Origin of the sequence: Amycolatopsis sp. NPDC051903, assembly GCF_044452505.1 — a bacterium.
Lineage (GTDB): Bacteria > Actinomycetota > Actinomycetes > Mycobacteriales > Pseudonocardiaceae > Amycolatopsis.
The window spans coordinates 82,159-92,925 of record NZ_JBITBT010000023.1; the positions used below are offsets into that span (position 1 = coordinate 82,159).

Genomic DNA, 10,767 nt, shown 5'->3' on the forward strand with positions numbered 1-10,767 from the left:
GCTCAGCTCAGCTCGGCGGGGTGAAGGGGTTCTCCGGCTCCGGCGGCCGGGTCTGCTGCTCGGGGGCCACGCCGTTGCCCTGCTGCGGCGGGGGCGGCGGCTGGTACGGGGGCTGCGCGGGTTGCGGGTACGACGGCGGCGGCTGGTGCGAGGCCGGCCCAGGCCTCTGGTCCGCGTACTGCCCCGGCGGCGCTTGGTAGGCCGGCCGCTGCTGATACCCCGGCTGCGGTGCCTGCGCGCCCGCGTACACCTGCTGCGCGAGCCGCGCCTGGTCGCGGTTGCGGCGTTCGGCCAGCACCGCCGACAGGAACACCCACGCCGGCATCCCGTAGGGCACCGCGGCGCCGATCGCGTACGCCACCTGCTGGGCGAGCCCGTGCCCGAGCGCTTCGGCGGCGTCGGGCCGCAGTTCGTGGAACCGGGCGAGGAACTGGCGGGCGGCCAGGGCCAGGTCGTCGGGCAGGCGGCTGAGGTCGAGCTGCGCGGCCCAGCCCTCGAGCCCCGGCGGCATCGCGACGTACGCCTGCGCGCTGCGCGGCACGCGTTCGCGGATCACGAGCGTGCCGGCGAGGTAGTCGCCGACGCGACGGCCGTTCGAGGAGCTCAGCGACACGATCACGGCCACCGCGCCGAGGAAGCCGAGCGCCCAGAAGTCCACGAAGAACCCGGCGAGCGCGCGGGTGAGGGCGTGGCGGAAGCGGATGGGCCCGCCGTCGAGCCGGACCACGCGCAGGCCGAGCGCGAGCTTGCCGAGCGAGCGGCCGCGGCTGAGCGTCTCGAACAGCACGGGATAGCCGATCACGACGAGCACGAACACCGTGAGCAGCAACGCGACCGACAGCGCCGGGTCGAGGTCGGGCGCGGCGACGGCGACGACCACCACGACGATCAGCAGGAACGCGGCCTGCACCAGAACGTCGAGGATCATCGCGACGCCGCGGCTGGCGAGCTTGGCCACCCGCAGGTCGAGGACGACGGCCTCGCCGGTGACCAGATCGGACTCTTCCTGCACCGGGCAAGCCTAGTTGCCGGTCCGGCCGAACGGAGGCGGACACCCGAACCGAGCGCCGCGCGCACGGCGCAACGTTTTCCGCCGTGGCTGTGGCCCGTTCGGCAACGGACGGCGCAGTGAGCCCTAGGCTGGGGTTCCAGGAGGTGATCGGGTGGACGTCGACGTCTTCGTCGCGGCGCACGGCTCGGAGTGGGCGCGGCTCGGCGAGCTCGTACGGCAGCGGAAGCTGTCCGGCGCCGAAACCGACGAGCTCGTGACGCTCTACCAGCGCACGGCCACGCACCTGTCGATCATCCGCTCGACGGCGCCCGACCCCGCACTGCTGGCCCGGCTGTCGGCGCTCGTGGCGCGGGCCCGCTCCGCGGTGACGGGTTCGCACAGTCCCGCGTGGCGCGAAGTTGCGCTGTTCTTCACGCGCCGCTTCCCCGCCGCGGTGTACCTGAGCCGGCGCTGGTGGATCCCGGCCGCGCTGGTGTCGGTGGCCCTGATGGCCGTGCTCGGCGTGTGGATCGCGGGCGACGACTCCGTGCGCGCTTCGCTGATCTCCCCCGACGAGGTCAAGGCGATGACGGCCCCCGGCGGCCAGTACGAGACGTACTACTCGACCGGCCCGGCGAGCTCGTTCGCCGCCAAGGTGTGGACGAACAACGCGTGGGTCGCGGCGACCTGCCTGTTCCTCGGCGTCGCGCTCGGGTTGCCCGTGATCAGCGCGCTGTGGCTCAACTCGCTCAACGCCGGCATCGCCATCGGCCTGATGTCCTCGGCCGGCCGCGGCGACGTGCTGCTCGGCCTGCTGCTGCCCCACGGCCTGCTGGAGCTCACGGCCGTGTTCATCGCCGCCGGCACGGGGCTGAAGCTCGGCTGGACCGTGATCGACCCCGGGCGGCGCTCGCGCAGCGCCGCGCTGGCCGAGCAGGGCCGGTCGGTGGTGGTGATCGCGCTGGGGCTGGCGTGCGTGCTGCTGGTGTCGGGCGTGATCGAGGCGTTCGTGACGCCGTCGGGCTGGCCGACGTGGGTGCGCATCGGCATCGGCGTGGTCGTCGAACTGCTGTTCCTGACCTACGTCTTCACGCTCGGCCGCCGCGCCGCCCGCGACGGCGAACTCGGCGACCTGGACCGGCGGTACACCGGCGACGCGCTGCCCGAAGCGGGTTAGAGCCGCCCCGCGGCTTTCAGCGCCAAGTAGCGGTCGGCCAACGCCGGGGGCAGGTCTTCCGGCACGGCGTCCACCACGTCGACCCCGCGGCGGGACAGGCGGGCGGTGGCGGAAGCCCGTTCGGCGAGGGTCCGTTCGGCCGCGGCCGCGTCGTAGACGGACTCCGCGTCGCCGCGGGCGGCGGCCATTTCGGCGACGCGGGGATCGGCCACGGAAGCCACGATGACGTGGTGCCGGGAGGTCAGCGACGTCAGCACGGGGAACAGCCCCTCCTCCAGCGGCGCCGGGTCGAGGCCGGTCAGCAGGACCACGAGCGCGCGGCGGCGGGAGCGCCGCAGGACCTCGGCGACCATGCCGCGCGCGTCCGTCTCGACCAGCGACGGTTCGAGCGGCGCCATGGCGTTCACCAAGGCGGGCAACAACGCCGGTGAGCTCGGAACCGCGGCCCGCACCTGGCGGTCGTACGCGAGCAGATCGACGCGATCACCCGCGCGGGAGGCCAGTGCGGCGAGCAGCAGCGCGGCGTCCATGGCCGCGTCGAGCCGGGGCGCGTCGCCGACGCGGCCGGCGGAAACGCGGCCCGTGTCGAGGACCAGCACCACGTGGCGGTCGCGTTCGGGGCGCCAGGTGCGGACCATCACGTCGGCCGCGCGGGCGGTGGCGCGCCAGTCGATGGAGCGCACGTCGTCGCCGACGACGTACTCGCGCAGCGAGTCGAATTCGGTGCCCTGCCCGCGGATCATCACGGCGCTGCGGCCGTCGAGCTGCTGCAGCCGCGCGAGCCGCGACGGCAGGTGCTTGCGGCTGTGGAACGGCGGCAGCACCCGCACCGACCACGGCACCTCGTGCGAACCCTGCCGCGCCGCCAGGCCGAGGGGACCGACGGCGCGCACGGTCACGCGGAACGCCCGCCGGTCGCCGCGGCGGGTGGGGAGCATGGGCGTGGTGACGGTGCGCCGCTCCCCCGCCGGAACCGCAATGCGGTGCCGGTCGCCGGCGACGGCGCTCGGCGGCCACGCGTCGCGCAGCAGGCCGCGCACGGTGCGCCGGCCCGGGTTCGTGACGGTCAGCGTGACCTCGGCCGGCTCACCGAGGCGCACGGAAGTGGTGCCACTGCGCGAAAACCGCAGCGCGCGGACGCTGCCGGCCAGCGCGACGTCGAGGGCCACCAGCACGAGCAGCACCGCGCCGACACCGAGCACGCCGGCGGTGGACGGGAACAGCAGCCCGACCACCAGCGCCCCCAGCAGCGCCAGCAGCCCGAGCCGCCCGGTGAGTGCCACGCGTCAGCGCGGCACCGGCACGGAGGCCAGCACCCGGTCGAGGACCCCGTCGGCCGTCACGCCTTCGAGCTCGGCCTCCGGCCGCACATCGAGGCGGTGCCGCAGCGCCGGGCGGGCCAGCGCCTTCACGTCGTCCGGTGTCGCGTAGTCACGCCCGGCCAGCCACGCCCACGCGCGCGTCACGGCGAGCAGACCCGTTGCGCCACGCGGGGAAACGCCCAGCCGGACGGCCGGCAGCTCGCGCGTCGCGCGGCACAGGTCCACGACGTAGCCGATCACCTCGGGCCCGATGGTCACCCGCGCCACCGCCTGCCGCGCCGTCGCCAGCTGCGCCGCGCCCGCGACCGGGCGGATGCCCGCGGCCGCGAGGTCACGCGGGTCGAAACCCTGCGCGTGGCGCCAGAGGATGCCGATCTCGTCCTCGCGCGAGGGCGCCGGCATGGTCAGCTTGAGCAGGAACCGGTCGAGCTGCGCCTCCGGCAGCGGGTAGGTCCCCTCGTACTCCACGGGGTTCTGCGTCGCGATCACCACGAACGGGTCGGGCAGCGGCCGCGGCCTGCCGTCCACCGACACCTGCCGCTCCTCCATCGCCTCCAGCAGCGACGACTGCGTCTTCGGCGGCGTGCGGTTGATCTCGTCGGCGAGCAGCAGGTTCGTGAACACCGGGCCTTCGCGGAACGAGAACTCGCCGCTGTGCGCGTCGTACACCAGCGAACCCGTGACGTCGCCCGGCATCAGGTCGGGCGTGAACTGCACGCGCGTCGTCTTCAAGTCCAGCGCCGCCGCCAATGCCCGCACCAGCAACGTCTTCGCGACGCCCGGCACCCCCTCCAGCAGCACGTGCCCGCGGCAGAGCAGCGCCAGGATGAGCCCGGTGACGGCCGCGTCGTTGCCCACCACGGCCTTGCCGACCTCGGTGCGCAGGGCGATCAGCGCCGCTCGTGCGTCGTTCGTCCCGGCCGGCGCCTGCGTCTGTTCGGTGCTCAAGACCGCTCCACCTCTCGTTCCACGGTGTCCAGTTCGTCCGCCAGCCGGACCAGCCCGGCGTCGTCCTCCGGCGGCGGCCCGTAGAGCACGCCGCCGAGTTCGGCCGCCGGCCGGCCCGTGCGCGCGCTCACCGCCTCGACGATCGCCGCAGCTTCGGCTTCGCGCGGCAAGCCCAGTCTCGCCCGCAGCCGCCCGCGGGCCGCTTCGCGCAACGTCTCGGCTGCGTGCCCAGCCGCACCTCCCCGGCGGTACAGGCGCGCGCGGCCTTCCGCCGTCTCCGCCGCCCGCACGAGCACCGGCAGCGGCTCGGGCACCACCGGGCCGAGCCGCCGCGCCCGCCACAACGCGAACAGCACCACGGCGATCCCGGCCGTGAAGGCACCGTAACGCCAGCCCGGCGGGATGAGCTCGTAGAAGGACTTCTGCCCGCCGCCGAGCGCGGGGTCGTTGGGCGACGGCACGTACCAGACGAGCCGCTGGTGATCACCCAGCAGCCGCATCCCGAGCGCGGCGTTGCCCTCGTCGGAAAGGCGGTCGTTGGTCAGCGGCGCGCCGGTGCCGAGCAGCGTGACGGTGCCCGTGCGGTCGGCGAACTGCACGAGCGTGGGGTCCTGGCCGGCGCGGTAGCACTGGCGCGCTTCGGAGTCGTCCGTGCGGAAGCGCGTACCGCCGAGCGTCGCGGTGCCCGCGCCGACCGCGGCCCCCACCGTGCAACCCGGAGACAGCGTCTGGACGTCGGTGGTCCCGGCGGTCGTGACGGTCGGGACCAGTGTGGACAGTGTGTTCGCGTCCGGCGCCACGAGCACGAGGTGCGCCACACGGCGGCGCAGGTCGGTCAGGCCGGTGCCGGGCACGCGTTCGGGCGCGGTGATCACGAGCGTGCCGCCGTCGGCCTGCTGCAGCGCTTCGGCGATCGTGTGCACGGGACGGACGTCCACGCCTTCCTCCTGTAGCAGGTGCGCCAGCGCGTGGCTGCCCCGAGGTTCGTACGAACCGGGTTCGAGGTCGCCGCTCGTCTGGTCACCGCGGCTGAGCACGAGCGCGAGTGCGACGAGGACGATCAGCAGCAGGAGCCCGAGCGGCACCCGCACGCCGCGCCAGATGCGCCGCAGGTCCGGCGAGACGGAGCTGGTGGTGCTCACGCGCCCACCAGCACCGGGCGCTCGCGGCGAACCCGGTCGTCGAGGTCGGTCAGCGCGCGGTACGCGGCTTCCGAGCCGGGCCGTCCGCCGTAGTGCACGTCGTCGAACTGCCGCGCGCCCGCCGCGAGGTCGGTGGCGAGGTTCGGCAGCAGCGCCCCGGCTTCCGCGGCGGCTTCGTCGGCCGTGCGGCCCGAACGGGCGTCGAGCAGCGCCCGTTCCTCCAGACCGCGGACGATCGCGCGGAAGCGTTCACGCACGGCGTCGGCGAACTGCCCGCGCGCCGCGGCCTGTTCGGCGGCCTTGCGGTACTCGTCCGCGCTGCGGCGGCGGCCGCCGAAGACGTGCCGGGCGGCCTGCGCGGCGCGCCCGACCTTCCCGACGCGCATCCGCACCACCACGATCAGCACGATCAGCAGCGCGACGATCAGCAGCAGTCCCAGCGGTCCCCCGGGAACACCGGACAGGCTGTTGATCAGCTCGCTGAACTTCTCGCCGAGCCACGTCGCGACCTGTTGCAGCAGGCTGGGCCGCGCGTCCGCGTACGCGGGGTTGCTCAGCTCCTCGATCGCCCGCAGGCGAGCGTGGTCCCGGTCGATGTCGACCGGGACGTCGGTGAGGAACAGGAACGTCACCACGCCTGCCGCGGCGGTGCCGGCGGGGGGTTGAGGCCCGCGGCCCTGGCCAGCTCGATGTCCATGCCCTCACGCCGCATGCGCTGGTCGATGTAGAGGACCACCGTGACGAGCGCGGTGAACGGCGTGACGATCGTCCTGGCGATCACCGTGCCCACCGACTGGAGCACCAGCCCGCCCGTGGTCTGCTGCGGCACCTGCGCCTGCGGGTCGAACAGGCCCGAGAACGCGCCCGAGCCGAGTTCGAACGGGATGCCGATGATCGCGGAGATTAGCCAGCCGATGACCGCGGCGAGCAGCAGGATGCCGAGCACGCGCCAGAACGCGCCCGACACGAGCGTGCGCGAACGCCCGAACGCTTGGCGGATCGTGCCGCGCTCGAGCACCAGCGCGGGGCCCGCGAGCGACCAGAACACGTACGGGATCACGGCGGGCAGCAAGCAGAAGATCGCGGCGACCGCGGTGGCCAGTCCGTACAGGACCGTCACCGCGAGCAGCGGCAGCAGCCGCGGGGCGGCTTCGCTCCAGGCCGAGCGGAAGTCGACGGGGCGCCCCAGCACGGCCTTGCCCATCACCACGGTGAGGAAACCCGTGAGGAACGTCTGGCCGAGCAGGATGATGATCAACGTCGGGATCAAGCTCAGGGCCGTGGAACCCAGCAGGGAGTACAACGCGTCGAGCTGCTCCTGCTGGGTGGCGGCCGGGCCGAGCGTCGCGACGCGGTTGAGGTCGGGGCTGAGCACCAGCGCCACGATGAGGTTCAGCCCCGCCACGATCACCGCGACGATCGCCGACACGCCGAGGATGAGCACCGGGTAACGGCGGATGGCGGTGATCGCGCCGTCGAGGATGTCACCGACGTTGAGCGGGCGCAGCGAGATCACGCCGGGTTTGCCCAGGCCGTGCGGGTTCCAGCCGGGGCCGGCGCCGTACGGGCCGCCGGGGTACTGCGGCATCGGCTGCGGCCCGGATTGCTGGTACCCGCCGGGAGACTGCCACTGCGAGCCGGGTTGCTGACCACCGCCGGCGGGAGACTGCCATTGCGCGTTCTGGGTCCCGGGCGCGCCTTGCGGCGAGCCGGGCTGCTGCGGGCCCGCGGGCGCGGAAGGTTCGGGTGAACCGGAAACGGGAGTGCCCGGAGTCCGCCACTGTGGATTTCGGGCGCCGGAATCCGCGGCGCCGGGCGGCGCCGGGCTTTCCGAAGCCGGGCTGCCACCGGTGTTCGCGGCGTTTTCGGCCTTTTCGGCGGACGAGCCGGCCGGATCGGGACGCGGGAAGCCGTGGCTCGGGGTGGGCGCGTCGTCGCCGGGCCCCGGCGAGCCGGGTGTGTCTGTCATCGAAGCCCCTCGTGGTCACGGCCCGTCACTTGCTGCCGCTCACTCTTCCAGAGGCTCCCAAACCGGGCCAGACCTGGGGTGACACCCACGTCGGGTGACCGATGGGGCACGAGTGGTGCGTGCGGCCCCCGTTCCCCCGATATGCTGAACGGAAGCCGGGGGCCGCCCGGCCCGTGCCGAGACCCTCCGGGACTGCCCTGATGACGCAACCGCCCTACGGCCAGGTGCCGCCTCGCGGGACCGTTCAACCGCCGCCGGTCCCGGGACAGGGTCCAGGCCGGCAGGGACCGCCCCCAGGGCCGCCGCCTCAGGGACCCCCGCCTCAGGGGCCGCCTCCGCTGGGCCCGCCGCCGCAGAACCCCTGGATGAGCCAGTACCCGCCGCAGCGCTACCCCCCGCCGCAGCCGCAGCGGCGTTCGCCGGGCGCGATCATCGGGATCGCGCTGGGCGCGGTGACGGTGCTGGTGCTGGGTGTCGTCGCGATCGTCGCGCTGAACCGGCCGAGCACGGACGTCGGCGCCACCGGGTACCAGAACAACCCGGCGCCCGCGCCGACCAGCCCGCTGGAGCTACCGCCGAACAACGGCTCGTCGTCCACCGCGTCCTCGGCGCCCGAGACGTCCACCACCGAACCGAGCACCGCCGGCCCGCAGAAGATCCTCAAGCTGGCCGACCACCCGATCCTGCAGGACCCGAACGCCGGGCTGCAGAACCGCGTCTGCGACCTGCCGGCCTGGCAGAGCTCGCAGTCGGGCGCCGAAGCGTTCTTCACCGCGGCCAGCAAGTGCCTCGACGCGGCGTGGGGGCCGTTCCTGGAGGCCTACGACCTGCCGTTCACCCCGCCCGCCCTGCACTTCCCGACGGGCCCGAGCTTCGAAACCGCGTGCGGCACCATCCAGGTCGGCATCGCGACGGCGGCGTACTACTGCGAGAACAACCTGTACGTCCCGTTCGCCGGGCTGCAGACCGACCAGTACGGCAACAACCCCGGCGTCTACCTGGCCCTGTTCGCGCACGAGTACGGCCACCACGTGCAGGAGGTCGCCGGCATCATGGACGCCGCGTGGCAGAAGATCTACGCGGCCGGCCAGAACAGCGCCGAGGGCCTCGAAATGTCGCGCCGCAAGGAACTGCAGGCCCAGTGCTTCTCGGGCATGTTCCTCGGCGCCCACGTCGACCAGGGCGGCACCATCACCCGCGACATGTACAACAAGGCTTGGAACGACCAGGAAACCCGCGGGGACAACACGTCCCACAGCCACGACCACGGCACCAACGCCCACTACGCCTACTGGTGGCGCCAGGGTGCGAAGTCCAACCGCATCGCGGACTGCAACACGTTCGCGGCGCCTTCGTCGCTGGTCAGCTGACGCGACGCGCCCGCTCCGGGTTGGTGCTGGGTCAGTGCAGCAGAGCGAGCTTGCCCGAACCGCGGATGACGAGGAACGCGTACATCCCGCCGGAGAAGCACGCGAAGACCAGCAGCACCAGCGCGATCGGGCCGCGGGCGTCCTGGGAGCCGGCCGAGGTGTCGGACGCCGTGACGCTGATGGTGCCGGTGTCGGCGGCGTCCACGGGGACACCGACTTCCACCCGTTCGTTCAGGGCGTGCCCGCAGCCGTTGAGCGCGCCTTCGCGGGGCTTGCCACCGAGCGTGAACTTGACGGATTCGACCGGGTTCGCCGCGGAGCACGCGGCGGGCTTGGTGACCTCGGCCTGCACCGGGGCGCCCGCGTCGGCGCCGCCGATGCCGAAGAGACCGGGGCCGGCGAGCCAAGCGAGCACGACCACGAGCACCCCGGCGGCGGCGGGAATGCCGACCTGGAGCCACCTCTGCACGGAGGTCCTGCTCGTGACGTCGGGAAGCTTCACGCCGCCATGGTTCCAGATCCCCGGGGCAAAACCCAGTGAGGTACCGGCGGCGGGGTAACCCTCCGCCGAACGGCCGTCACGGTGTGATCAGGACTCGACCTTGTCCACTTGCGTCACTTTCTTGACGTACAGCAGCCGGTCCCCGGGCTCGATCGCGTCGGCTTGCGGGGCGTCGACGCGGTAGAGCACGCCGTCGCGGACGAGACCGAGCACGATGTCCGGCAGGTGCCGCGGCGAACCGCCCTCTTCGGACGCTTCGGCGGGCCGCTCGGCGATCGCGAGTCCCGATTCCGGCGTGATCAGGTCCTCGACCATGTCGACCAGCCGCGGGGCCGAGGTCGCCATGCCCATCAGCCGCCCGGCCGTCTCGCTGGAGACCACGACCTGGTTCGCGCCGGACTGCTTGAGCAGGTGGACGTTCTCGGCCTCCCGCACCGACGCGACGATGTGGGCCTTCGGCGCCAGCTCGCGCGCGGTGAGCGTGACGAGCACCGCCGTGTCGTCGCGGTTCGGCGCCACGACCACGGCCTTCGCGTGCTGCACCCCGGCCACGCGCAGGACGTCGGCCCTGGTGGCGGAGCCGTGCACGGTCACGAGCCCCATCGAGCTCGCCGCGTCGAGCACCTCCTGGTCGGTGTCCACGACGACGATGCGGCTGGGCTGCACCTCTTCGTCGCCGAGCAGCGCGTTGACGGCCGAGCGGCCCTTCGTGCCGAACCCGACGACGACGGTGTGGTCGCGCACCTTCGTCCTCCACTTCTGGATCTTGAATGCCTGCCGGGAGCGCTCCGTGAGCACCTCCAGCGTGGTCCCGACGAGGACGATGAGGAAGAGCACGCGCAGCGGCGTGATGACGAGGATGTTCACCAGCCGCGCGGACGCCGAGGCCGGCGTGATGTCGCCGTAGCCCGTCGTGGAGAGCGAGACCGTTGCGTAGTAGATCGAGTCGAGGAACGAGAGCCCGTCGCCGTTCACGTCGCGGTAGCCGTCGCGGTCGGCGTAGACGATCAGCACCGCGGCCAGCAGCGCGAGCAGCGCGCCGATGATCCGCTTGACGATCGCGCGCATCGGGCTCGTGGTGAGCTCCGGCATCCGGATCACGCCGACGAGCTCGTGGTCGGGGCGGTCGCTCAGCCGGACGTTCAGGGGCAGCCGTTTCAGGGCTTTCATGCACCGGCTCCCCGCGGGTGTTCGGCGTCACTCACAGCGGGGAGAATAGCCGAAGGTCAACGCCCGCACACCCGTCGCGGTGATCACGTTGTGGCAGGCCGGGACCCGGCGCGCCGAGTTCGGGCGACGCCCGGGGCGCACGTCCACGTGCGACGCCAACCGGGGAGTTCCTCCGG

At 73.2% G+C, this 10,767-nt stretch carries 10 protein-coding genes; 2 read left to right on the forward strand and 8 right to left on the reverse strand.

The genetic code is table 11. The features are described 5' to 3' along the window. Positions 1-7 precede the first annotated feature (7 nt). Entirely contained in the window at positions 8-1,012 is a 1,005-nt protein-coding gene (locus ACIA77_RS34660) for an RDD family protein (protein ID WP_395890269.1), read from the reverse strand. Positions 1,013-1,163: 151 nt separating this feature from the next. Between ACIA77_RS34660 and ACIA77_RS34665 the strand changes: the two genes are divergently transcribed. After that, positions 1,164-2,168 carry a stage II sporulation protein M gene (locus ACIA77_RS34665; RefSeq protein WP_395890270.1) on the forward strand — a complete coding sequence of 335 codons (1,005 nt, stop codon included), beginning with the start codon at positions 1,164-1,166 and terminating at the stop codon, positions 2,166-2,168. Here the strand turns inward: ACIA77_RS34665 and ACIA77_RS34670 are convergent. From ACIA77_RS34670 to ACIA77_RS34690, 5 genes are read right to left on the reverse strand one after another with little or no spacing between them, the layout of a single operon-like run. Next, on the reverse strand, positions 2,165-3,451 hold the full coding sequence (locus ACIA77_RS34670; protein ID WP_395890271.1) for a DUF58 domain-containing protein: 1,287 nt from the start codon (positions 3,449-3,451) through the stop codon (positions 2,165-2,167). The genes ACIA77_RS34665 and ACIA77_RS34670 overlap by 4 nt on opposite strands. Before the next feature lie 3 nt (positions 3,452-3,454). Next, positions 3,455-4,438 carry an AAA family ATPase gene (locus ACIA77_RS34675; RefSeq protein ID WP_395890272.1) on the reverse strand — a complete coding sequence of 328 codons (984 nt, stop codon included), beginning with the start codon at positions 4,436-4,438 and terminating at the stop codon, positions 3,455-3,457. Continuing rightward, positions 4,435-5,580: a DUF4350 domain-containing protein gene (locus ACIA77_RS34680; protein WP_395890273.1), complete on the reverse strand. Its 1,146-nt coding sequence runs from the start codon at positions 5,578-5,580 to the stop codon at positions 4,435-4,437. Before ACIA77_RS34680 ends, ACIA77_RS34675 begins: the two co-directional genes overlap by 4 nt. Continuing rightward, on the reverse strand, positions 5,577-6,212 hold the full coding sequence (locus ACIA77_RS34685; protein ID WP_395890274.1) for a DUF4129 domain-containing protein: 636 nt from the start codon (positions 6,210-6,212) through the stop codon (positions 5,577-5,579). The genes ACIA77_RS34680 and ACIA77_RS34685 overlap by 4 nt, the downstream gene beginning before the upstream one ends. Then, on the reverse strand, positions 6,209-7,549 hold the full coding sequence (locus tag ACIA77_RS34690) for a hypothetical protein (protein WP_395890275.1): 1,341 nt from the start codon (positions 7,547-7,549) through the stop codon (positions 6,209-6,211). The genes ACIA77_RS34685 and ACIA77_RS34690 overlap by 4 nt, the downstream gene beginning before the upstream one ends. 365 nt (positions 7,550-7,914) lie before the next feature. Here ACIA77_RS34690 and ACIA77_RS34695 point away from each other — a divergent pair, with 365 nt between their 5' ends. Continuing rightward, entirely contained in the window at positions 7,915-8,919 is a 1,005-nt protein-coding gene (locus tag ACIA77_RS34695) for a neutral zinc metallopeptidase (protein ID WP_395890276.1), read from the forward strand. A 31-nt stretch (positions 8,920-8,950) separates the two neighbouring features. Here the strand turns inward: ACIA77_RS34695 and ACIA77_RS34700 are convergent, their stop codons facing one another. Both ACIA77_RS34700 and ACIA77_RS34705 read right to left on the reverse strand, forming a co-directional pair. Continuing rightward, positions 8,951-9,421 carry a hypothetical protein gene (locus ACIA77_RS34700; RefSeq protein ID WP_395890277.1) on the reverse strand — a complete coding sequence of 157 codons (471 nt, stop codon included), beginning with the start codon at positions 9,419-9,421 and terminating at the stop codon, positions 8,951-8,953. 87 nt (positions 9,422-9,508) lie between these two features. Then, positions 9,509-10,591, reverse strand: a complete 1,083-nt coding sequence (locus ACIA77_RS34705) for a potassium channel family protein (protein WP_395890278.1) — start codon at positions 10,589-10,591, stop codon at positions 9,509-9,511. Positions 10,592-10,767: the final 176 nt, after the last annotated feature.